The organism is Nonomuraea endophytica (genome assembly GCF_014203235.1).
GTDB classification, from domain to species: domain Bacteria; phylum Actinomycetota; class Actinomycetes; order Streptosporangiales; family Streptosporangiaceae; genus Nonomuraea; species Nonomuraea endophytica.
On the sequence record NZ_JACHIN010000003.1, the window covers coordinates 620,233 to 642,793 of the forward strand.

The window sequence follows — 22,561 nt, forward strand, 5'->3', positions numbered from 1 at the left end:
CGAGACGGGCAGTATCAGAGCGGCGATCAGATGGGCTCTGCGGCGGGCCCGGCGGGATAAGCCGGACGCTAATCGGTTGGTATTCACACCGGCCCTTCAGTTGATACAGGCAAAACCGGTGCGATGATTACATGAAGGTCAGGCGAAGTAAATATCGATTCCGTATCGGGAACGTTGTTTTCCGTGAGAGTCGCCGGTCGTGACCGTGAAACAGGGTTCCGCCAAATCTTTTGTGTAGAAAGAATGTAGACGACGTGTAGATGGCATTATCTAAACTCTGGAATGGCATTTATTGTTTTTCTGTCCGCTGTGCCACGTGGCCGGTGCGGAGGCCGTCGAGTGTCAGGGTGAGGAGGCGGTCGGCGCGGGCCGGGTCGGGGGCGGACCGGGCGATGCCGGCCGTCAGTTCGACCAGGTCGGTGAAGTCGATGTCGGGGCGCACCCGGCCCTCGCTCTGAGCGGGCAGCAGGAGGCGGTCGGCGGCGGTGCGGAGCATGGTCCAGCAGTCCACGCCGGCCGCCGGGGTGGGCAGCATCATGCGGGCGCCCAGGCCCTGGTCGGTCATGGCGTGAACGGTCAGCAGGCGTAGCCAGGCGATGAGCGCCTCGCCCGGTGGCTTGGACTCGGCCAGTTCCTCCGACTGCTCGCACAACCTCGACAGGCGGCCCTCGAACACGGCGGCCAGCAGCGCGTCGCGGGTGGGGAAGTGCCGGTAGAGGGTGCCGGGGCCGACGCCGGCGCGCCGGGCGATCTCGTTCAGGGACGCGTCGGGCCCCTCCTCGGCGACCACGGCGATGGCCGCCGCCACCAGCAGGTCGCGGTTACGGCGGGCGTCGGCGCGCAACGTCACGGGCACCTCCGGGCGAGTTGAAAACGGAGAACTTCTCCGATTATAGTCCCGCAGTATCCGGAGAGGTTCTCCGGATAGTAGAGGAGCATCATGACCGACCATGGCCTCGGCAGGATCGGCGTCTGGACCTTCGCCTTCGACGGGCGCCCCGCATCGGAGGTACGCGAGGCGGCGGCCGAGATCGAGGAACTGGGATACGGCACGCTGTGGTTCGGCGAGGGGTTCGGGCGCGACTCGGTGAGCCAGTCGTGGCTGCTGCTGTCGGCCACGCGGCGGATCCAGGTCGCGGCGGGGATCGCCAACATCGCGTTGCGCGACCCGATCTCGATGGCCGCCGCGGAGCGGGCGATCAACGAGGCGTATCCCGGCCGGTACGTGCTCGGCCTCGGCGGGCACCGGATCAGCGACGAGCCGATCCAGATGGACGGCTACGCCATCCCCAGCAAGGGCAGGGCGGTGGCCTCCATGGGCGCCTACCTGGACTCCATGGACGCGATCCCGCTGACCTCGGCGGCTTCGCCGTACCCGCCGAGAAGGGCGCTGGCGGCGCTCGGGCCGAAGATGCTGGAGCTGGCGGCCGGGCGCACGCTGGGCGCGCACCCGTACTTCGTGCCGGTGGAGCACACCGCGCGCGCCCGGGAGACGATGGGGCCGGACGCGCTGCTGGCGGTCGAGCAGGCCGTGGTGCTCGACGCGGACGTGAGCAGGGCGCGCGAGGTGGCCAGGGAGCACGTCGGCTTCTACGCCGCGGCCGCCCCGCACCAGATCGCCAGCCTGCGGCGGCTGGGGTTCGGCGAGGAGGAGATCACCCAGGTGAGCGACCGGATGGTGGACGCGATCGTGGCCTACGGCGACATGGGGGCGATCGAGAAGCGGGTGCGCGCGCACGTCGACGCCGGGGCGGACCACGTGTGCCTGCAGGTGCTCACCGCCCGGCCCGACGAGATGCCGCGTGCCGAGTGGCGGGAGCTGGCGGCGCTCTGAGTCCCGGTTCTGTCACCCGGGGGACAGGCCCACGGGCGGCGTACCCTATGTAGATTTCCGGCATGCCCTCCGAAGTCCGTCTGACCACCACGGTGGCCACCGTGCTCCGGATCTTCCTCGAGGACGTCTCCGAGCCCCGCTACGGCTTCGAGCTGATGAAGCACGCCAAGGTGCAGAGCGGGACGCTCTACCCGATTCTTGCCCGGCTGGAGGCGGCCGGGTGGATCGAGGGGCGGCGCGAGGTCGTCGACGCGCGGCACGAGGGAAGGCCGCCACGCCGGCTCTACCTGCTCACCGGCGGCGGCGCCACCGCGGCCAGGCAGGCGCTGGCCGAGCTGAGCGCCCGTCTCACTCCTCCGCCGCCGCGCGGCGCCGTCCGGCCCGAGGGCGGATACGCGTGAACACCTTCATCGCCGTCGCCGCCGCGATCGGGGCGATCCTCGGGACCGCACTGGCCGAACTGGTCAGCGAGGAGATTCGCGGCCGCCTCGACCGCATCCCCGAAGGGCTCCTGCGCCTGGCCAGGCGGCGCCTGCCCGAGGACATGCGGGTGCCGCTGCACGACGAGGAGTGGTATCCGGAGCTGCAGGAGGTGCTCAAGGGCGAGGACGCCAGGCCGATCACCCGGCTGGTGACCGGCGTCAGGTTCAGCCTCGGCCTGATCAGGACCGCCAACGTCGTGGCCTCGATCCGCAACCGGCGGGTCACGCTGCAGGCCGAGCACGACCGGTGGGTGGCGCTGGCCGACATGCTGCGCTTCCCGGCCAACGCCTGCGTGCTGATCACCGGGCTGGCGTTGTCGGCGGCGGCAGGGGTGCTGATCGGCCTGCTCGTACCCCAGATCCTCAGCATCACCCCGGCGCTCGGCGCGGTGCTGACGTGGGCGCTCACGGTCGCGTTCGGCACGATCGTCGGCCTCGCGCTCACCCTGGTCCTGGCCAACGGACTCAGGGGCACCACGCGCAAGATGCTGCTCCTGCGCGCGCCGGTGGTGCGGGCGCCCGAGCAGCGGCGCGAGCCGTTAAGGGCCCGGCTCATGAACCTGCTGCTCGGGCGCGAACGGGACAACGCCCACGGCATGCGCACCGCGGCCTTCCTCGGCTCGTACACGGGCGTGGGGCTCGGCGCGGTGATGGGATACCAGCTGACCTCGTTCTGGCAGCCGCTGCTGCTCACCGCGATCACGATCGCCGCGCTGATGGTGCTGCGCTTCTCGCTGGTGTCGGCGCCGCGCTGGTGGCTCAAGCGCCTGCGCCGGCGCCTTGAGGACGACGCCGGCGCACCCCCGGACGAGGGCCGCGAGCAGATCTAGGAGAACGGCGTCCTGGGGCGGTCCTGGAGCACCTCGTCCACGTAGATGTCGAGCTTCTCGTTGTAGAAGGAGATCAGGCCGGCGACCCGCTCGCTCTCCGGCAGCGGAGTCCGGTAGGACCAGGCCAGGTCCTTGGTCCCGTTGACCGTCCAATACTCGGCCGTGCCCTTGTAGGGGCAGCTCGTGGCCGAGTCCGTGTGTTCCAGCAGGTCGAGGCGGACGTCGGTCTTGGGCAGGTAGTAACGGGCGGGCAGCCCGGTCTCGAACAGGATCATGGCGTGGGTGGAGTCGGCCACCGTGACGCCGTCCACCTCGACCCGGATCCGCCGGGAGCTGGGCAGGATGTCCACCCGGGTGTACGGGTCACGCGGGTGCACGTACACCTCCTCGTCCTCCTCGAACCAGGCGTCCATGGCGGCCCAGTCGATCCTGACGTGCCCGCGCAGCTCCTCGATGGGCGAGTCCGGATAGGTGAGGGCGGCGTCCTCGGCGACCTTGCCGCCCGCGCTCACCGCGTGCACGACCGCCTCGCCCCGGCTCGGCGACCGGCTGGTGGCCCCGGTCGCCTTGAGCGCACCGGACGCCACGTCGTCGAGCGGCAGATAGTAGGTCGGGTAATGCGGGCTCTCCCAGACCAGCAGGGCCCGGGTGGTGTCGGCGACCAGTTGCCCGCCCAGGTAGGCGCGTACCCGCTTGGCCGTCGGCTCGACTTTCAACCGGCTCTTCATAGCTTCGGCAACCGTGCCCGCCGTCCCGCTATTCCGGCTTTCACAGGCCGAAGGCGGTCAGCGTGGCGAGGGTGGTGGTGAGGCCGACGGCGGCCCCGGCGGCCACCTGGGCCGGGGTGTGGTGGGACAGGCGTACCCTCGCCCAGCACACCAGCGCCACCACCGCGCCCCCGACCAGAGCGGTCGGCACGGCGGGCAGCACGTAGGCCAGGACGGCCACGGTGCCCGCGCACACGGCGGCGTGGAACGAGATCTTCCAGCGCAGCGTGATCGGGACCGTCACCGCCAGTGCGGCCAGCATCGCGGTGACGGTCGCGACCAGCAGGGTCGGGGCGCCCAGGGCGATGAGGAGGATCAGCGCGGCCACCACCGCCGCCACGGCGCTGAGCAGCGGGCCGGTACGCCGGGCCCGATCCACGATGTGATGGGAGTCCAGCCGGCCCGATCGCACGCCGGCCGCGATCACCGCCGCCGGGACGCCGCCGCACAGGGCCGCGGCGAGGACGCCCCACGCCGCCCCCTCCCAGCCGGAGGAGACCAGGCCCACCAGCGGCGGCATCGCGATCACCAGGACCTGCGGCGCGAACAGGTCGGTCACCTTCCGGGCGACGAGATCGGCCGTCATGCCAGCGATCATGACATGACGGCCGAATCGGGCTTCGGGCAGGGCGGGGGGTTTCTGGAGACTTGGGGAAACCGATGCCGAGTACGCAGCACAAAGGCCGTTAAATCCGCCCAATGGTATAAAAGGGCCGTGGCCGAGATCCCCCTGCTACAGGCGTTCGCCGAGGTCGGCTACCAGGTGGCGGGCGGAGGCGGCGCCCACGGCGCCATGGCCGCGCTGAGCCGGGTCGTCCCCGTCGACGCCTACGAGTTCGTGGCCTACGACCCCGACACCGGACGCCATCGCAGCGTCGTCTCCAGCGGCCACGAGCGCATCGACCACGACGCCGCCGAGGAATACGCCGCCCTCGACGCCTACAAACGCGCGATGGCCGCCCGCGCGCCGCTGGCCATGCCGGATCCGGGCACCCGCCGCTATTTCCGCCGCCACCTGGAGCCCTACGGCTGGCGCGCCGGCCTGACCGCGCCGCTGTTCCTGGCCGAGGGCCGCTACACCGGCCTGCTCCACCTGGCCTACCGGGAGGCGCCGCCCGAGGGCGCGGACGCGCTGGTCGAGGCGGCCGCGCCGACGCTGGCCCACGTCACGGACCTGTCGCGGTGCGTGGTCGCGCCCACCGCGCCGCCCGCCGGCTACCGCGCCGTCGCCTTCGACCGGGCAGGGGTACGGCGGGCCGTACCGGGAACCGAGCCCTCGCCCGCCCTGTACGGCGAGCCCGGCCTGGCCGCCTTCGCCCGCGCCTTCATCGACTCGCGCGAGCTGAGCAGGCGCGGCCTGTGGCTGGACCCGGCCGGCCAGTGGCGCGACGTGCGCGTGATCAGGGCGGGGGTCGGGTTCCAGGGTTCCTTACAGGGGGCTGTGGTGGCCGAGCGGCCGTGCGGCCTGCCGTACGAGCTGACCGGGCGCGAGGTGGACGTGCTGACCCGCGTGGCCGCGGGGGACTCCAACCCGCAGATCGCCGCGGCGCTGGTGCTCAGCGTCCGGACGGTCACCACGCACCTGGAGCACATCTTCACCAAGCTCGGCTGCGACAGCCGCACCCGGCTGACGACCAAGGCGCTGGCCGAAGGCCTGTGCCGCTTGGACCTGTAAAGCTTTAGACCTGTAAACGCTCAGACCTGCAGCGCCCACCCGGCGGGGACCGTGATCAGCAGCAGCTCGAACCAGACGCAGTTGGCCCCGTTGGAACGTTCGAAACCCCAGCGATGGCTGAGCGCCTCCAGCAGCGGCAGGCCCCGCCCGCTGGTGGTCAGCCCGCCCGCGCGGCAGGCGCACGGCGGCGTGTCGGAGCCGGCGTCCTCGACGCACACGCGCACCAGGTCGCCGGTGGCCCGCACACTGACGGTGAACATGCCCCCGGCGCCCGACTGGGTGTGCAGGACCGCGTTGGTGGCCAGTTCGCTGGTGAGCAGCACGGCCTCGTCGTGTAAAGGGTGGTCGCGCCCGATCGCGGTGGTCACCGCGTTCCTGGCCCGGGCGACCTGGGCAGGTGCCCCCGGTAGCCGGACGACCAATTGGCGGTGAAAGTCCGGCGCTGCCATGGCGACCTCCCCGAATTCGCTGACGTCATGAGACGCGCGAGGAGGGGGTCGCAGATTATCGCGAAAAGGTAGGAATGCCCTTTCCCATGGTCGCCTGCGCGGCCGTTTGCCACGACCAAGTACGCTGCGATCGACGAGTCCGCCGACGGAGGAGAGCACGGGTGAGCAGCCTCGAGGCCGTGTGGGTGCGACCCTACGACCAGCCGGGCGCGGCGTACGTGACAGGTGTGTTCGACATCCTGCACGTCGGCCACGTGCGCTATCTCGACGCCGTGGCCGCCCGAGGGCTGCCGCTGGTCGTCGGCGTCGAGGACGATCCCCGCGTACGCGCCTGGAAGGGACCCACACGCCCGGTCAACCCCGCCACCGAGCGGGCCGAGGTGCTGGCCGCGCTGCGGTGCGTGAGCGGCGTGTTCGTGGTGACGGGACCGCCGGAGGCGCACGGCCCCGAGGACTACATCGACCTCATGGCGCCCATGCGCCCCGGCGCGCTGGCCCACACCGCGGGCGACCCGCACGCGGGCGGCCGGTGCGCGGCGGCGGCGCTGCTCGGCGCCGAGTGCTGGGAGCTGGAGGCCATCCCCGGCCGCTCCACCACCCGGATCGTGAATGCGGCGCAGGGACGCTGATGCTACGGTGAGCCTCATGCAGCGCGTTCACGTCACGACGACGCCGGACCCCGTCCCGGCGCGCTGATTCCTGCTCTCCGGGCGAACGCCCGGAGACGCGCTCGAAGGTCGTTCGCCCCTTTTCACCCAGGGGAACCACCATGAACGATCACCGCAAGCTCGGCCGCGAACTCGCCGTCTTCGGCACCGACCCGCTCATCGGCTCGGGACTGCCCTACCTGCTGCCCGCGGGCGCCGCCATCCGCAAGGCCGTCGAGGACTACGTCCACGAGCTCGAACGCCGCAACGGCTACCAGCACGTCAACTCGCCCGTCCTCGGCAAACAGGAGCTCTACGAGCTGTCGGGCCACTGGTCCCACTACAGCGAGGACATGTTCCCGCCGATGGAGGTGGGCGGCGAGCGCTTCGTGCTGCGGCCGAGCCTGTGTCCCCACCACGCGCTCATCTACCGCTCGCGCCGGCGCAGCCACCGCGAACTGCCGCTGCGCCTGGCCGAGCTGGGCGGGCAGTACCGCTCGGAGATGTCCGGCGTGCTCGGCGGCCTCAACCGGGTGCGCTCCATCCAGCTCAACGACGGCCACGTGTTCTGCCCGCCCGAGCGGGCCGCCGCCGAGGTGTCGGCCGCGCTCGACCTCATCGAGGCCGCCCACGCCCAGCTCGGCATCAAGGCCGCCCGCTACCGGCTGTCGCTGGGCGGCTCCTCGGACAAGTTCGTCGACGACCCCGCGTTGTGGGCGAGCTCGGAGCGGGTGCTGCGCGAGGTGCTGCACGCGCGCGGCCGGTCCTATGACGAGGAGTACGGCGAGGGCGCCTTCTACGGCCCGAAAATCGACATCCAGATAGCCGACCCGGCGGGCCGCGAGTCGACCCTGTCCACCGTCCAGGTCGACCTCTACATGCCCGAGCGCTTCGAGCTGTCCTACGTGGGCGGCGAGCGCCCGGCCATGGTTCATCGCAGCGTCGTCGGCGGCATCGAACGGCTGCTCGCCCACCTGGTCGAGGCGCACGGCGGCGCGCTGCCCGCCTGGCTGGCGCCGGTGCAGGCGGTGGTGGTGCCGCTGTCGGAGGCGGAGCTTCCTGCCGCCCACGACCTGGTACGGCGCTGCGTCGAGGCGGGGTTGCGGGCCGAGCTGGCCCACCCGGACCGCGGCAGCCTCGGGGCGAGGATCCGGGCGCATCGGCTGGTGCCGTACCAGCTGGTGGTGGGGCCGCGCGAGGCGGCGGAAGGATCGTGCGCGGTGCGGCTGCGCGACGGCCGGCAGGAGGGAAACGTGCCCGTCGCCGAGCTCGCCGCGCGTTCCCGCCCGATTTTCTGACCGCTGAATTATCGTCGAGAAATCAATGAGATAACGGACCCTTCCCAGGGACCTAAACAGGCTCGTAAAGTCCCCCCCAACGCCATGTCGGGGAGGCAAGAACGTGACCGAAGTAAGTGACAAGCGTGCGGCCGAGTTGGTCTCGGCCGCGGAGGGGGAACGCCCCGCCCGTGAATTGTCAGGGCCGTTACGGCTCGGCGTCTGGATCATCGGCGGTCTGCTGTCGGCCTACTCCCTCGTCGTGGTCTTCCAGCCGGTGGAGCCGGTGCAGCACCGGATGACGTTCCTGGCGGTGGCGCTGCCGCTGGTCTTCCTGCGCTACCGCTCCGGCCTGGTCTCCCTGGTGCGGCGCCTGCGCAAGCAGGAGCCCCTTGAGCAGCGGCGCGACGAGGCGCCCACGGTCCTCGACTGGGTGCTCGCGGCGCTGTCGCTCGGGGTGCTGCTCTACCCGCTGCTCGACATCGACGCCTTCCGCGACCGCGGCTCCAGTTCCAACCTCAACACCTGGGACATCATCGGCGGGCTGGGCCTGACCGTGCTGCTCCTGGAAGCGGTACGCCGCACGGTAGGCGCCGCCCTCAGCATCATTTGCGGACTTTTCCTGGTATACGCCTACCTCGGATACTATTTGCCGGTCAGCTGGCCGATCGGGCACCGCGGATTCGACCTCGGCCAGATCATCTCCCAGCTCTACACCGGCACAGAAGGATTTTTCGGCGTCCCCATGCAGGTGGCGGCCAGTTACATCATCCTTTTCACCATCTACGGCGCGGTCCTCGACTACTCCGGCGCCAGCAAGTTCTTCATCGACCTGAGCTTCGCCGCCTTCCGCAAGTCGCGGGCGGCCCCCGGCCGCACCGTCACCACCGCGGGATTCCTGCTCGGCACCGTCTCCGGCTCCGGCACCGCCACCACCGTCAGCCTCGGCAGCGTGGCCTGGCCGGTGCTCAAGCGGGCCGGCTACCCCCGCGAGGCCGCGGGCGGCATCCTGGCCGCCAGCGGCATCGGCGCGATCCTGTCACCGCCCACGCTGGGCGCGGCGGCCTTCATCATCGCCGAACAGCTCGGGGTCAGCTACCTGACGGTGCTGCTCTACGCGACGATCCCCACGATCCTGTACTACCTCGGCATCTTCCTGGCCATCGAGATCGACTCGCGGCGCTTCGGCACCCACGCCGTCCAGGTGGACGCGCCCAAGGCCGGCAAGCTCATGCTGCGCTTCGGCTACCACTTCAGCTCGCTCATCCTCATCATCGTGCTGATGGCGCTGGACCGCTCGGCCTTCCAGTCGGTGGTCATCGCCACCTTCGTCGCCTTCGCGCTGTCCTTCCTCGACCCCGCCCACCGCATGGGGCCCAAGCGTGTCGGGCAGGCGCTGGCCAAGGGCACGCTGGAGGTGCTGCCGGTCACCGCGGTCTGCGCGGCGGCGGGCATCATCGTCGGCGTCATCACCCAGACCGGGCTCGGGCTCAACCTCAGCTCGATCATCGTGGACGTGGCCGCGGGCAACCTGATCTTCACCACGATCATGGCGGGCCTGGCGGTCATGCTGCTGGGCCTGGCGGTGCCGGTGACCGCGAGCTACATCATCGCCGCGGTCATCATCGCCCCCGCGCTCATGACGCTCGGCGTCGCCAAGGCCGAGGCGTACATGTTCATCTTCTACTACGCGGTGCTGTCGGAGGTGAGCCCGCCCACGGCGCTGTCGGCCGTCGCGGCGGCGGCCATCACCGGCGGCAACAGCTACCGCACGATGATGATGACCTGGCGTTACACGCTGCCCGCGTTCCTGGTGCCGTTCGCCTTCGTGCTCACGCCGAACGGGCAGGCGCTGCTGGCCCAGGGGCCGATCGGGACCATCCTGGCGCTGACCGCCGTCTCCGGGGTCGCCGTGCTGGCGCTGGCGATGGCCACCGGCGGCTTCACCGGCTGGCCCGAGCGTGTGATCGCGGCGGTCGCCGGAATTCTGCTGCTCTTCCTCGAACCTGTCCCGATCGTCGCCGGTTTTGCGGTTCTGGCCGTGGCGACAGCCGTACATCTCATTCGAAAAAGGAGAACACCAGCGTGAAACGTGTGCTCATCACCCTGGCGGCGGTTGTCGTGGCGCTCGCCGCGGCCGCGGGCTGCGGCGGCGGCAACAGGTTGTCCATCGCCACCGGCGGCACCACGGGCGTCTACTACGTCTACGGCGGCGGCCTTGCCAAGCAGATCCAGTCCAACGTCGCCAACACCCAGGCCACGGCCTCGGTCACCTCGGCATCGGTGGAGAACATCAAGCTGCTGGCCACCGGCAAGGCCGACATCGGCTTCTCCCAGACCGACACCGCGGCCGACGCGGTCAACGGCGTCGGCTCGTTCACCGAGAAGCAGCCGATCCAGGCGATCGCCCGCATCTACGACAACTACGCGCAGGTCGTGGTCGCGCCCGGCGTGGCCGCCACCAAGGTCGCCGACCTGAAGGGCAAGCGCGTCTCGCTCGGCCCGCCCAACTCCGGCACCCAGGTCATGGCCCGCCGCATGATGGAGGCGGCCGGGCTCAACCCCGACAGCGACGTCACCAAGTCGCAGCTGTCGATCAACGAGTCGGTGCAGGCGGTCAAGGACGGCACCATCGACGCCTTCTTCTGGGTCGGCGGCGTGCCCACCGCCGGAATCGTCGACCTGGCCACGAGCAAGCCGGACATGAAGATGCTCGACACCAGCGACGTGCTGAGCGGCATGCAGACCAAGTTCGGCAAGCAGTACGTGACGCTCGACGTGGACCTGGCGGGCTCCTACAAGCTCACCGGCGCGATCAAGACGATGGCCGTCGGCAACGTGCTGCTCGTGCCGGACAAGATGGACGAGCAGCTCGCCTACGACATCACCAAGACCCTGTTCGAGAAGAAGGCCGAGCTGGTCAAGGTGCACTCCGAGGCCAACAAGCTCGACCCCAAGCTCGGCCGGCAGGTCGAGCCGGTCGTGCTGCACCCCGGCGCGGCCCGCTACTTCAAGGAGACCCAGGGCTGATCAGGCTCCTGCTCGCGCTGCTCGCGGCCCTGGCGCTCGGTTCGGGCGCCGCCGCGGGCGGCCCCGCCGTCCACGGCCTGCCCCTGGGCCGGGGCGGCTTCGCCCTGACATATGTGCACTCCATGTACCACGCGCCCTCCGCGGAGATCTTCTCCGTGGAGGGCCGCCGTTTCACCATGCGCGCGGTGATCTCCGAGAGCGCCGGGGTGCTCGACTACTACGCGCTCGACGGCGCCCGCTCGCGCACCGAGGGCGGCCTGTGGGTGCTGCGCCTGGCGGCGCCGGTCACCTACGACAGCCTGGAGCTGATCGCCAGCCCGGTCGGCCGCCGCACGCTCGTGGCGGGCGGCCGCTGCCTGCCGCTCTACCCCGCCTCCGGCTCCACGCAGGTACGGCTGGCCGTGGGCACCATCCAGCCGGGCGGCCCCGTCGCGTCACCGTGCTACAACCAGTCCTTCTTCTTGAACACGGTGTACAGAGCCACCGAGGCCCCCGCCACGACCATGGTCGACATCCAGAAGCCCCACGGCTGGCCCTCGCCCGGATAGGGCACGTTCTGCCCGTAGAAGCCGGTGATCGCGGTCGGCACCGCGATGATCGCCGCCCACCCGGTCAGCCGCTTCATGATCTCGTTGAGCTTGAAGCCCTGCTGGGCCAGGTGGGTCTCGCGCAGGTTGCTGATCAGCTCGCGCAGCGAGTCGACCCAGTCGGTCACGCGCAGCACGTGGTCGTAGACGTCCTGGTAGTAGGGGCCCATCTCGGCGTTGACCAGGACCTGCCGGTCGCGGCGCACCAGCGTCGAGAGCACCTCGCGCATGGGCAGCGTGACCTTGCGGAAGCGCACCATGTTCTTGCGCAGCCGGAACGTGCGCCGCTGCAGCTCCCGGTTGTTGCCGCTCTCGCCGAACAGCGCGTCCTCCAGCTCCTCGACCTGGCCGTCGAGCGTCTGCACCAGGTCGAACTGCCCGTCCACGACGTAGTCGAGCAGTCCGTGCAGCAGGAAGGCCACGCCGTGGCGGGCGGTGTGCTCCCCGCTGGCGTCCCACCGGGCGACCACGTCGTCGATGTTGAAGCGCTCGTTCTCCCGTACGGTCACCAGCGCGTTCTTCGTCACGAAGACGTTCATCTCCACCGGGTCGAGGTCGCCCTCGTCGTCCAGGTAGATCCCGTACACGGTGATGAACAGGTGGCTGTCGTACACGTCGAGCTTGGGCCGCTGGTGGTCGTTGAGCACGTCCTCCACGGCCAGCTCGTGCAGGCCCAGTTCCTCGCTGATCACGCCGAGCTGGTCGGGGGAGGGGGAGCACAGGTCGAACCAGACCACGCAGTCGTCGTCGCAGACGTATTCGGAGACGTCGGCGATGGGGAAACCCTTCTTCACGACGACGCCGTCTTTGTACAACCGGGTGCGCATTTACCGCATTATGGCCTATCGCCTACCTGGCGCTGTTGCGGAACGGCGCCGCGGGCCTGCCCAGATTCGGCGTTCCCAGCAGTTTCCCGGACGAGAGCGCGTAGATGCCGTCGTTGGTGAACACCCACACGATCTTCCTGTCCCATTCGGTGTAGACGGCATGGGTCTGGTTGCCGAGCGCGTAGTCGGGGACGGCGGCGCTGTATCCGGCGGGCACGAACTGGGCGGCTATCTTCGGCCGCCGGACGTCGCGGGTGTCGAAGAACTGCACGCCCGCGTTGTAGAAGGCGTAGGCGAGCAGGCCCTGGGCCGGGTCGCCCGGCGAGGTGTAGGACCCGGAGCGCTTGGGGCCGAAGCTGCCGCCGCGCTGGCAGTAGTCGCCGAACCGGGCGCCGGGCGCGGGCTCCGGGCGGGGAAGCGCGCCGACGATCCTGGGCTTGGCCGGGTCGCGGGCGTCGACCTGGAAGACGTCCTTGTAGGGCTCGTGGCAGTCCTCGCCGAGCGGGTAGCCGGAGACGTAGACCATGCCGGTCTTCTCGTACTGGGAGACGTCCACGTTGTCGGCTTCGGTGCCGCCGGAGGAGACGGGCAGGTCAAGGTGGGCGATCTCCCGCATCTTGGAGGGGTCCGAGATGTCGAGGATCGACAGGCCGTAGCCGCCCATGGCGGCGAAGCCGTACTTTCCGGCGACGAAGAACGGCATCCGGGCGCCCATCCACGACGTGCGGTTGCCGCAGCGCGGGTTCTTGGCGTAGGCGGCCTCCTCGCCCGCCACCTGGCCCTTGCGGTGCCACTCGCCGACCAGGCGCGGCTTGCTCAGATCGGACATGTCGTAGGCCTGGTAGCCGGGAGAGTAGAGGTAGGTGGGGACCTCGGTGTTGCTCCAGCTGTCCAGCGGCGCGACGGCGGCGAACATGTACCTGCCGCCGGTCCAGTAGGGCACGTCGAGGGAGCCGGAGCCCTGCTGCACGCCCGGCTCCGGGCTGCTCAGCGTCGGGTCGGTGGTGACCGTGGACAGCAGCTTCCAGTCCTTCCTGCGCGGGCCGTCCAGGCGGTAGACCTTGAAGCCCTTGAACGTCGTCTGCGCGCGCAGCTTCGCCACGCCCTCCGGGTTGCCGAACTTCGACCGTTCCGGGCTGTCGCCCAGCTCCTCGACCTGCCGCTTCTGCTCGAACGACTGGATCATCACGTAGTGGCCGTCGCGCCACTGGATGGTGGCCGCGCCCCAGTAGTCGGCCTGCTTCCAGTCCTTGCCGGTGAGCCGCTCGACGATCTTCACTTTGCGTACGTCGGTGACGTCGTAGACCCGGGCCTCGGTGCGGTCGTACTGGAACAGGTAGCGGCGCCCGCCGAAGTCGACCACGTTCTGCCAGGTGTGGAAGTAGTCGGGGGTGAAGTCGGGGCCTCGGTAGGCCGCCTCGACCTTGATCGGGCCCTCGGTGTAGGAGCGGGGGTCGTAGCCCTTGGTCGTCGGGAACAGGTCCTTGGCGCCGCCGGGGAAGGAGAAGCGCTCCTCGCCCGGCGGGGTCAGGTCGGGGTGGCGGAAGGAGCCGTCGAGCTGCATGCCGTAGGTGCCGGGGCCCGGGTCGTCGGGGCGGCGGTCGCCACAGACCGTGGGGACGCCGTCGTCTGCGGCCTGCGCGATGGTCTTCGCGTTCATGGTGGCCTGTGCGGTGGCCGGGGGGATGGTCAGCAGGCCGGCCACGCTGGCCGTAGCTAGGGCGTGGTGGAGGAGTCGGCGCATCGGGGGGTGCCTTTCGTGGGGGATGCGCCAAGAGTGCCGATCACCGCTCATGTTCCCAAGAGCCGGTTCCGCCGCACGGAACCGGCCGCGTGTCCCGGGTCAGGTGACGGCGAGGCGGACCGCGTACCTGTCCTCGCGCCACAGCTCCTTCTCCAGCACCTCGGCCACGGTCTGGGCGGCGTTCCAGACGTCCACGTAGCGGGTGTAGAGGGGGGCGAAGCCGAAGCGCAGGATGTCGGGGGCGCGGAAGTCGCCGTGCACGCCGTGGTCGATGAGCGCGCGCATCACCGGGTAGCCGTCGTGGTGGTAGAAGCTCACCTGGCTGCCGCGGCGCTCCGGGTCGCGCGGGGAGGCCAGCTCCAGCCTGTCGCCGACCAGGTCGATGAAGAGCGAGGTCAGCGCCATGCTCTTGGCACGGACCTGGTCGAGGTCGACCCGCTCCCACATGTCCAGCGCCGCCTCCAGCGCGGCGAACGACAGCACGTGCGGGGTGCTGACCGTGAAGCGCCGGATGCCGTCGGCCCGGCGGAAACCGGGCTCGAAGGCGAACGGCTCGGCGTGGCCGTACCAGCCGGACAGGACGTTTTCCGCGGTGGCCTGGTGGCGGGGGTGGACGCGGAGGAAGGCGGGGGCGCCGGGGCCGCCGTTGAGGTACTTGTAGGTGCAGCCGACGGCGAAGTCGGCGGCCGAGACGTCCACGCGCAGGGCGCCGACGCTATGGCAGACGTCCCAGATCATCAGCGCGCCCGCCTCCTGGACGCGGGCGGTGACCTCGGGCACGTCGTAGCGGGCGCCGGTGCGGTAGTCCACCTCCGACAGCAGGACACAGGCGGCGTCGTCGAAGCGGCCCTCGCCGATGTCGCGCAGCTCGCCGAGGCCCTCGATCATGTAGTTGTCGGTGGGGAAGTTGCCTCGGTCCACGACGATCACGTCGCGGCCGGGGCGCAGGCGCATGGCGGCGTTGACGGCCTGGTAGACGGCGATGGAGGTGGTGTTGCCCGCCACGACCTCGCCGGGTCCGGCGCCGATCAGCGGGGCCAGGCGGTCGCCTGTGGTCAGGGGCTGGGCGTACCAGCCGGCCTCGTTCCAGCCGCCGACGAGGTGGCGGCCCCACTCGTCCTCGACGGCCTGCCGTACACGCTCGGCGGCGGTACGCGGCGGCGCGCCCAGCGAGTTGCCGACCAGGTAGATCTCGTCCTCCGGCAGCGCGAACTCCTCCCGGAACGCGCGCAGCGGGTCTTCTTGGTCCATGGCCAGGCAGGCCAGGCGATCAACCACTGGTCAACTCCTCAATAAATGCACATTTAACGCCTATGTTGGTATAGAACCCCTCATGGGCGATAGACAAGAATGCGTTCCGTGACACGGAACCCGGACCGTCTCTCGATGCTGGAGAAATCCTGGCTCGTATTGGACGCCTTCCGCCCCACCGGCGGCCCGCTGCGCCTCATCGAGGTCGCCGAGCGCTGCCAGCTCCCCAAGACCACCGCCTACCGGCTCCTCACCGACCTGACCGCCATCGGCGCCGTCGAGCGCCGCGAGCGCGGCTACGTCCTGGGGCGGCGGCTGTTCGAACTGGGCAGCACGGTTCCGCTGGAGCGCGACCTGCGGCACGCGGCGCTGCCGTTCATGCACGACCTGTACGAGGCCACCCGCGAGACCATCCACCTCGGCGTCCGCGACGGCCTCGACGTCGTCTACGTCGAGAAGCTGCGGGCGCACGAGTCGCTCGCGCTGCCCTCACGGGTCGGCGGCCGGTTGCCCCTGAACTGCACCGGCGTGGGCAAGGCGCTGCTGGCCTACTCCTCGCCCGACCTCATCGACGAAGTGCTCGCCCGGCCGCTGCGCCGGCTCACCGCGCACTCCATCGTGGACGCCAAGCGGCTGGAGGAGGCGATCGGCCAGATCCAGGCGGCCGGGCTGGCCTATGAGCGGGAGGAGGCGCAGATCGGCGGCGCCTGCATCGCCGCGCCCATCTTCCGCGAGGGCACGGTCGTGGCCGCGCTCTCGGTGTCGGTCCCGCTGTCGCGCTTCCACCCGACCCGCCTGGCCCCCGCCGTCAAGACCGCCGCCCTGGGCGTCTCCCGAGCCCTGAACCGCTCCACCCTCCGCTGAAGACGCCCTGACAGAGCTCCCCCTGACAGAGCTCCCCTTGACAGAGCTCCCCCTGACAGTGCTCTCCCGGGCGCTGCGCTAGCGGGTGGCCGGGGCGCCGGTGACGAGGTCCTTGGCGCGGACCAGCACCAGCGCGATGACCGCCGTCACCACCGACAGCGCCGCGGCCGTGTACATGACCAGGGAGGCGCCGCCCGCGGCATAGGGGATGCCGAGCAGGCCCACACCGGCAGCCGCCCCGATGGCCAGCATGGTGTTGACCATGCCGGAGGCCATCCCGGCCCGCTCCTTCTCCACCACGTTGACCGCGAGCGTGGTCTTGGGCGTCGAGGCGAGGCCGCCGCCCACGCCCCACAGGATCAGGCCGGGCAGGAAGTCCCAGGCACCGGCGCCGGGCGCGATGGTCATGGCCATGTGGACGCCGCCGAGCCCCAGGACGGCCGAGCCCCCGGCGATGAGGAACGACGGCGAGAACCGGGCCTGCAGTTTGCCGGCCAGCAGCCCGGTGAGCAGCTGGGGGATGAGGATGGCGGCCATGAGCAGGCCGGTGGCCAGCGGGGTGAGCCCGAGCTCGCGTTCGAAGTACAGGACGTAGTAGACGGAGCTGCCGATCGTGGCCACCCGGGAGACGAACGCCAGCAGCGAGGCGGCCACGAAGGTCGGGATGCGGAACAGCGACAGGTCCAGGACCGGGGCCACGGCCCGGCGTTCCACCAGGAGGAAGGCGGCCAGCAGGAGGACGGCGGCGGCGCCGTACCACCACTGGGCGAGGGTGAGGGTCAGGTTGGCGGCGGTGAGAAGGAGCAGCAGCAGCGTCGCGCCCGGCCAGTCGATCGGCGCGGTGCCGCGCGCGGTGTCGGCGGGTAGGACGCGGCGGCACAGGAACAGGGCCGCGATGCCCACGGGGACGTTGACCAGGAACAACGCGCGCCAGTCCGCGACGGCGAGCAGGATGCCGCCGAGCACCGGCGCGGCGGCCCCCGCGGCGCCGAGCGTGGTGCCCCAGACGGCGATGGCCATGTTGCGGCGCTGGCCCTCGTAGGTCTGGGCGAGCATCGGCAGCGCGTTGGCCATGATCAGCGCGGCGCCGGCGCCCTGGGCGAGCCTTGCCAGGTCCAGGGCGAGCGCCGACTGGGCCAGCCCGCAGGCCAGGGAGGATGCGGTGAACACGGTGATGCCCGCGGTGAACATCGTGCGCCGGCCCAGCCGGTCCGACAGCGAGGCGGCGGGCTGCTGCAGGGCGCCGAAGGTGACGGTGTAGCCGATGATGATCCACTGCGCCGCGGCCAGGCCGCCGCCGAGGTCGGACTGGATGGCCGGCAGCGCGATGGAGACGATCGTGATGTCGATGACGAGCAGCGCGGTCGCGGCGATCGTCATGATCAGGACAGCCAAGAGGGAGCTCCTTAGGGAAGGCTGCCCTCACCTTAAAGTCCACAGGTGTGAACTTCAAGACTGATAAGCTGCGGCGCGATGGAGCGCACCAGGAAGCGGCCCGAGTTCCGCAAGGGGCGGCCGACGCTCACCCGCGAGGCCATCGGGCGCGCGGTGCTCGAACTCGGCGACGCGGAGCTGACCATGCGCGCGCTCGCCGCGCACCTGGAGGTCACGCCGCGGGCGCTGTACAAGTACGTGGCCGACCGCGACGACGCCGTACGTCTGGCCGCCGACCAGCTCCAGAGCCAATGGGCCCCGCCCGAGCTCGACCCGGCCCACTGGCGCGACAGCCTGCGCGAGCTCTGCCTCGGCCTGCTCGACCTCTACCGGCGCCACCCGGCGGCGCTGCGCCTGGCCGAGACCACCGCGCTCGACGTGCACGACGACACCCGGCGCGGCAACGAGGCCATGCTCGCCTTCTTCGCCGCGCTCGGCCTGCCGCCCGGCGACGCCCACCGCGCCTGGCGGCAGACGATCGCCGTCGTGGCCGGGCACAGCGAGATCGAACGCTGGCGGGCCCGGTCCTCGGCCCACCGGGAGATGCCGGAGGACGAGGACTCCTTCGACGACGTCGTGGACATGCTCGCCGCCTGGATCGCCACCCTCGCCGCCACCAGTACGTAAACCTTCCGATGCGCGCCCCGCGGGCCGAAACCACAATGGTGCCGGTGCCCGTCTCCTACACCCGGCTCGCCCAAGGCCGCACCGCCTTCACCGAGCTGGGCTTCGCCGCGACCGAACTGGTCCCCTCGTGGACCGCGAGCGCCCCGGAAGGCTCGTGGATCGAGGTCGCGCTGCAGGCCAGGCTGGCCTCCGGTGAGCCGACCAAGTGGTACGTGATGGGCCGGTGGTCGGAGGAGCCCGGCCGTACGTCGGTGCCAGGACAGGGCGACGAACACGGCGACGTGGCCGTCGACACGTTCGTGGCGAAGGCGCCGGTGACCGCCTGCCGGATACGCGTGGAAACGCACGGCGAAGGCGCGCGGGTCAGGTCGCTGGGAGTGCTGGCCTCGGCCATCCCGCACCGCCCGAGCGTGGCGCCCACCCCGGCGGGTACGGCTGCCGCCGTGGAGCTCGATGTCCCCCGCTACTCCCAGCGCGAGCACACCGGCCACTACCCGGAATGGGACGGCGGCGGCGCCAACTGGTGCAGCCCCGCCTCGGTCGCCATGGTGCTGGCCTACTGGGGCAGCGGCCCGGAACCCGCCGACCTGTCCTGGGTCACCCCAGGCGACCCCTGCCCCGCCGTCGACCACGCCGCCCGCGGCATGTACGACCAGAGCTACCAGGGCACCGGCAACTGGCCCTTCAGCGTCGCCTACGCCGGCCGCTACGGCCTGGACGGCTTCGTCACCAGGCTCCGCTCGGCCCTGGAACTGGAGACGCTCGTCAGGGCGGGCGTCCCGGTGATCACGTCGCTGTCGTTCAAGGAGCACGAGCTGCCCGGCTCGGGCTACTCCACCGGCGGCCACATCCTGGTCGTCGCCGGTTTCACCGCCGCGGGCGACGTCGTCGTCAACGATCCGGCCGTGCCCGAGGTGCGCAAGATCTATCCGAGGGCGGCGTTCGAGAACGTCTGGCTGAGGAGCTCGGGCACCGGCGGCATCGCCTACGTCCTGCACCCGCCCGGGCACGTGCTTCCCCCTTCCGACGGCAATTGGTGAGCAGAACTTCGGTGACGAGAACTTCGGTGATGAGAACTTCGGTGATGAGAACTTCGGTGATGAGAATGAGCATCAGCGCGATCGACGTGGCCAGGACCGACGGCGCGGCCCAGTGGGTCGAGGCCGTCCAGACACCGGACGGCGTCGAGGTGTGGTGGGACGAGCCCCGCCCTCAGGAGGGCGGGCGCCGTTGCGTGGTGCGCCGCCTGCCGGACGGCTCGCGCCGCGACGTCCTGCCGCAGGGATGGAACGCCCGCAACCGGCTCATCGAGTACGGCGGGCGGTCCTGGCGCCCGCTGCCCGGCGGCGCGCTCGTCTTCACCCACTGGGCCGACCAGCGCCTTTACCTGCTCCACCCGGAGAAGGACCCGATCCCGCTGACGCCCGAGGGCCCCCACCACTACGGCGACCTCTACCTGCCGCCCGGCCGCGAGGAGGTCTGGGCGGTCAGGGAGACCAACGGCGTGGCCCGCGACCTGGTGGCGGTCCCGCTGGAGGGCGGCGAGCCGCGGGTGATCGTCAAGGCCCACCACTTCCTCATGAACGCCCGCCTGTCACCGGACGGGCGGCGCCTGTCCTGGATCGGCTGGGACCATCCCAGCATGCCCTGGGACGGCACCGAGCTGTGCGTGGCCGAGCTGGACGACGAGGGGGCGGCTGGGCCGTACCGGGTGATCGCGGGCGGGGAGCGCGAATCGGTCGTGCAGGCCGAATGGCGCGACCCGGACACCCTTTACGCCGTCACCGACCCGACCGGCTGGTGGAACCTGCACGAGATCGCCGGTGACGGCTCGCGCTCGCGCAACCTGACGCCGATGGAGCTGGAGTTCGGCAACGCGGTGTGGAAGCCGGGCGCCGCGTGGTTCGCGGTGACGGGGGAGGGGCTGGTCGTCGTGTACGGCTCGCCCGACGAGCGCCGGCTCGGGCTGCTCGACCCGGCCGACGGCCGGATCCGCGACCTCGGCGGTGACGCCACCCACTGGGCCTCGACGGTGTCGGCCGCGGGCGGGATCGCGGCCGGGGTGGCGGCCTCGCCGTACACGCCGATGGAGGTGACGGCGGTCAGCCTGGCAGACGGCGCGCACACCGTCGTGTCGGCGCCCAAGCCGCTGCCGCCCCGCGAGCTGCTGCCCACGCCCGAGACCGTCGTGATCGAGGGCGTGCACGCCCATCTCTACCCGCCCGCGACCGGCCCCGCCCCCTATGTCGTCTTCGTGCACGGCGGCCCGACCGGCGTGCACCCGCTGATGCTCGACCTGGAGATCGCCTACTTCACCTCGCGCGGGCTGGGCGTGGCCGTGGTCAACTACGGGGGCTCGACCGGGTACGGCAGGGCCTACCGGGAGCGGCTGCGCCACCAGTGGGGCGTCGTGGACGTGCACGACTGCGCCAAGGTCGCGCGCGGCCTGGTCGAGCTGGGACGCGCGGACGCGGCCAGGCTCGCCATCCGCGGCGGCAGCGCGGGCGGCTGGACGACCGTGGCCGCGCTGGTGCACAGCGACGTGTTCGCCGGCGGCGTGGCGCACTACGCGATCACCGACCCGGCGGCCTGGGCGGGCGAGACGCACGACTTCGAGTCGCGCTACCTGGACGGCCTCATCGGCCCGCTGCCCGAGACCGAGGAGCGCTACCGCGAGCGCTCGCCGCTGCTGCACGCCGGCCGCGCCTCGGGCCCGTGCCTGATGATGCACGGCCTGGAAGACAAGATCGTGGACGTGGGCCAGGCCGAGCGCTTCGTCGCCGAACTGGACAGGCACGGCAAAGAGTGGGCCTTGCTCACCTTCCCCGGCGAGCAGCACGGCTGGCGCCGGGAGGAGACTATCGTGGCGGCGCTCGAAGCCGAACTGGCCTTCTACGGCCGTGTTTTCCACTTCGACACGCCGGAAGTGACCGCACTCGACCTTCGGGGGGCCAAGTGAAGAGCGTCGCCGAGATCTGCTCGGACCTGATCAGGTTCGACACCACCAACCCGGGCTCGGGCGAGCGCCCGGCCGCCGAGTACGTGGCCACGCTGCTGGAGGACGCGGGCATCGCCACCGAGGTGTTCGAGTCGGCGCCCAGGCGCACCACGGTCGTGGCCCGCATCGACGGCGACTCGCCCGACGCGCTGCTCATCCACGGCCACCTCGACGTGGTGCCCGCCGACCCCGCCGAATGGCGCATGCACCCGTTCTCCGGCGAGATCACCGACGGCTGCGTCTACGGCCGCGGCGCCGTCGACATGAAGGGCTCCTGCTCGATGACGCTCGCCACCGTCATCGGCATGGCCGCGCGCGGCGAGCGCCCCAAGCGCGATCTGGTCCTGGCCTTCCTCGCCGACGAGGAGGCCACCGGCGAGTACGGCTCGCGCCACGCCGTCACCGAGCACCGCGAGCTGTTCGACGGCGTCACCGAGGCGATCAGCGAGTCCGGCGGCTTCAGCGTCCCGGCCGGCGACGAGCGCGTCTACCCGGTCGCGGTCGGCGAGCGCGGCACCGCCTGGATGAAGCTCACCGCCCACGGCGTGGCCGGCCACGGCTCCCGCCCCGCGATCGACAACCCGGTCGCCACCCTCGTGCACGCCCTGTCGCGCGTGGCCACCCACGAGTGGCCGGTACGCCTGACGCCGGCCGTGAAGGCCCTCATCCAGTCGTTGTCCGAGATCACCGGCAGCCCCATCGACCTCGGCCGCCTGGACGAGGAGGCCGAGCGCCTGGGTGTGCTGGGCACCCTTTTCGAAGGCCAGATCCGCAACTCCGCCAACCCGACGATGCTGGACGCCGGCTACAAGGTCAACGTCGTCCCCTCCACCGCCTCGGCCCACGTGGACGGCCGCTACCTGCCCGGCCTGCAGGAGGAGTTCCTGGCCACCATCGACGACCTGCTCGGCCCCAAGATCACCCGGGAGTTCGTCAACCTGGAGGACGCGCCCGCCGCCCCCTACCCCTCGCCCTTCTTCGACGAGATGGCCGCCGCGCTCCTGGCCGAGGACCCGAAGGCCAGGCCGGTGCCGTACCTGATGAGCGGCGGCACCGACGCCAAGTCGTTCGCCAGGATCGGCATCGAGGGCTACGGCTTCGCGCCGTTGATGCTCCGCCCCGACCTGGACTACTTCGGCATGTTCCACGGCAAGGACGAGCGGGTGCCGGTGGCGGGCCTGGAGTTCGGCACCCGGGTGCTCACCCGGCTCCTCCAGGGAAATTGACCTTTCCCGACA

The 22,561-nt window shown here is 70.9% G+C and carries 22 protein-coding genes; 14 read left to right on the plus strand and 8 right to left on the minus strand.

Annotated features, from left to right (window positions below):
• Window positions 1–289: 289 nt before the first annotated feature.
• Window positions 290–850: a TetR/AcrR family transcriptional regulator gene (locus HNR40_RS14750; protein WP_312896347.1), complete on the minus strand. Its 561-nt coding sequence runs from the start codon at window positions 848–850 to the stop codon at window positions 290–292.
• A 90-nt stretch (window positions 851–940) separates the two neighbouring features.
• Here HNR40_RS14750 and HNR40_RS14755 point away from each other — a divergent pair, with 90 nt between their 5' ends.
• From HNR40_RS14755 to HNR40_RS14765, 3 genes are all read left to right on the plus strand, one after another.
• Complete coding sequence (locus HNR40_RS14755; protein ID WP_184961367.1) at window positions 941–1,834, plus strand: TIGR03620 family F420-dependent LLM class oxidoreductase; 894 nt, start codon at window positions 941–943, stop codon at window positions 1,832–1,834.
• A gap of 62 nt (window positions 1,835–1,896) precedes the next feature.
• A complete protein-coding gene (locus tag HNR40_RS14760; RefSeq protein ID WP_184961369.1) occupies window positions 1,897–2,235 on the plus strand; it encodes a PadR family transcriptional regulator in 339 nt (112 codons plus the stop codon).
• The gene (locus HNR40_RS14765) at window positions 2,232–3,146 is read left to right on the plus strand and encodes a hypothetical protein (RefSeq protein WP_184961371.1); all 915 of its coding nucleotides are present in this window, start codon (window positions 2,232–2,234) and stop codon (window positions 3,144–3,146) included. Before HNR40_RS14760 ends, HNR40_RS14765 begins: the two co-directional genes overlap by 4 nt.
• Here the strand turns inward: HNR40_RS14765 and HNR40_RS14770 are convergent.
• Window positions 3,143–3,862 (minus strand): DUF427 domain-containing protein, encoded by a 720-nt coding sequence (locus tag HNR40_RS14770; RefSeq protein WP_221340315.1) that lies wholly within the window; start codon window positions 3,860–3,862, stop codon window positions 3,143–3,145. The genes HNR40_RS14765 and HNR40_RS14770 overlap by 4 nt on opposite strands.
• Before the next feature lie 52 nt (window positions 3,863–3,914).
• Window positions 3,915–4,499, minus strand: coding sequence for a hypothetical protein (locus HNR40_RS14775; RefSeq protein WP_184961375.1), 585 nt, complete (start codon window positions 4,497–4,499; stop codon window positions 3,915–3,917).
• 129 nt (window positions 4,500–4,628) lie between these two features.
• On the opposite strand from HNR40_RS14775, the gene HNR40_RS14780 reads away from it, so the two are divergent.
• Window positions 4,629–5,588, plus strand: a complete 960-nt coding sequence (locus HNR40_RS14780) for a helix-turn-helix transcriptional regulator (RefSeq protein ID WP_184961377.1) — start codon at window positions 4,629–4,631, stop codon at window positions 5,586–5,588.
• Between the two features lie 20 nt (window positions 5,589–5,608).
• Here HNR40_RS14780 and HNR40_RS14785 read toward each other — a convergent pair whose 3' ends face one another.
• Entirely contained in the window at window positions 5,609–6,037 is a 429-nt protein-coding gene (locus tag HNR40_RS14785; RefSeq protein WP_184961379.1) for an ATP-binding protein, read from the minus strand.
• A gap of 161 nt (window positions 6,038–6,198) precedes the next feature.
• Here HNR40_RS14785 and HNR40_RS14790 point away from each other — a divergent pair, with 161 nt between their 5' ends.
• The 5 genes from HNR40_RS14790 to HNR40_RS14810 all read left to right on the plus strand — a co-directional run bounded on the left by HNR40_RS14790 (window position 6,199) and on the right by HNR40_RS14810 (window position 11,539).
• Window positions 6,199–6,666 carry an adenylyltransferase/cytidyltransferase family protein gene (locus HNR40_RS14790; protein ID WP_312896348.1) on the plus strand — a complete coding sequence of 156 codons (468 nt, stop codon included), beginning with the start codon at window positions 6,199–6,201 and terminating at the stop codon, window positions 6,664–6,666.
• Window positions 6,667–6,806: 140 nt separating this feature from the next.
• The gene (gene thrS / locus HNR40_RS14795) at window positions 6,807–7,982 is read left to right on the plus strand and encodes a threonine--tRNA ligase (protein WP_184961380.1); all 1,176 of its coding nucleotides are present in this window, start codon (window positions 6,807–6,809) and stop codon (window positions 7,980–7,982) included.
• Window positions 7,983–8,085: 103 nt separating this feature from the next.
• A complete protein-coding gene (locus tag HNR40_RS14800) occupies window positions 8,086–10,050 on the plus strand; it encodes a TRAP transporter permease (RefSeq protein ID WP_184961382.1) in 1,965 nt (654 codons plus the stop codon).
• On the plus strand, window positions 10,047–10,991 hold the full coding sequence (locus HNR40_RS14805; protein WP_221340317.1) for a TAXI family TRAP transporter solute-binding subunit: 945 nt from the start codon (window positions 10,047–10,049) through the stop codon (window positions 10,989–10,991). Before HNR40_RS14800 ends, HNR40_RS14805 begins: the two co-directional genes overlap by 4 nt.
• Before the next feature lie 104 nt (window positions 10,992–11,095).
• Entirely contained in the window at window positions 11,096–11,539 is a 444-nt protein-coding gene (locus HNR40_RS14810) for a DUF1850 domain-containing protein (RefSeq protein ID WP_281395328.1), read from the plus strand.
• Here the strand turns inward: HNR40_RS14810 and HNR40_RS14815 are convergent.
• The 3 genes from HNR40_RS14815 to HNR40_RS14825 all read right to left on the minus strand — a co-directional run bounded on the left by HNR40_RS14815 (window position 11,434) and on the right by HNR40_RS14825 (window position 15,400).
• Window positions 11,434–12,405: a magnesium transporter CorA family protein gene (locus HNR40_RS14815; protein WP_184961386.1), complete on the minus strand. Its 972-nt coding sequence runs from the start codon at window positions 12,403–12,405 to the stop codon at window positions 11,434–11,436. The two genes, HNR40_RS14810 and HNR40_RS14815, sit on opposite strands and share 106 nt — an antisense overlap.
• Before the next feature lie 22 nt (window positions 12,406–12,427).
• Entirely contained in the window at window positions 12,428–14,149 is a 1,722-nt protein-coding gene (locus HNR40_RS14820) for an LVIVD repeat-containing protein (RefSeq protein ID WP_184961388.1), read from the minus strand.
• Window positions 14,150–14,248: 99 nt separating this feature from the next.
• Entirely contained in the window at window positions 14,249–15,400 is a 1,152-nt protein-coding gene (locus tag HNR40_RS14825) for a kynureninase (RefSeq protein WP_184961725.1), read from the minus strand.
• Window positions 15,401–15,535: 135 nt separating this feature from the next.
• On the opposite strand from HNR40_RS14825, the gene HNR40_RS14830 reads away from it, so the two are divergent.
• On the plus strand, window positions 15,536–16,264 hold the full coding sequence (locus HNR40_RS14830) for an IclR family transcriptional regulator (protein ID WP_184961389.1): 729 nt from the start codon (window positions 15,536–15,538) through the stop codon (window positions 16,262–16,264).
• 78 nt (window positions 16,265–16,342) lie between these two features.
• On the opposite strand, the gene HNR40_RS14835 is transcribed toward HNR40_RS14830, so the two are convergent.
• A complete protein-coding gene (locus tag HNR40_RS14835; RefSeq protein ID WP_221340319.1) occupies window positions 16,343–17,659 on the minus strand; it encodes an MFS transporter in 1,317 nt (438 codons plus the stop codon).
• 78 nt (window positions 17,660–17,737) lie between these two features.
• On the opposite strand from HNR40_RS14835, the gene HNR40_RS14840 reads away from it, so the two are divergent.
• The 4 genes from HNR40_RS14840 to HNR40_RS14855 all read left to right on the plus strand — a co-directional run bounded on the left by HNR40_RS14840 (window position 17,738) and on the right by HNR40_RS14855 (window position 22,549).
• Window positions 17,738–18,325 carry a TetR/AcrR family transcriptional regulator gene (locus HNR40_RS14840; protein ID WP_184961391.1) on the plus strand — a complete coding sequence of 196 codons (588 nt, stop codon included), beginning with the start codon at window positions 17,738–17,740 and terminating at the stop codon, window positions 18,323–18,325.
• 44 nt (window positions 18,326–18,369) lie between these two features.
• Window positions 18,370–19,365 (plus strand): C39 family peptidase, encoded by a 996-nt coding sequence (locus HNR40_RS14845; protein ID WP_312896349.1) that lies wholly within the window; start codon window positions 18,370–18,372, stop codon window positions 19,363–19,365.
• A 65-nt stretch (window positions 19,366–19,430) separates the two neighbouring features.
• Window positions 19,431–21,284, plus strand: a complete 1,854-nt coding sequence (locus tag HNR40_RS14850) for a prolyl oligopeptidase family serine peptidase (protein WP_246509043.1) — start codon at window positions 19,431–19,433, stop codon at window positions 21,282–21,284.
• Window positions 21,281–22,549, plus strand: coding sequence for a M20/M25/M40 family metallo-hydrolase (locus tag HNR40_RS14855; RefSeq protein WP_184961397.1), 1,269 nt, complete (start codon window positions 21,281–21,283; stop codon window positions 22,547–22,549). The genes HNR40_RS14850 and HNR40_RS14855 overlap by 4 nt, the downstream gene beginning before the upstream one ends.
• Window positions 22,550–22,561 lie beyond the last annotated feature (12 nt).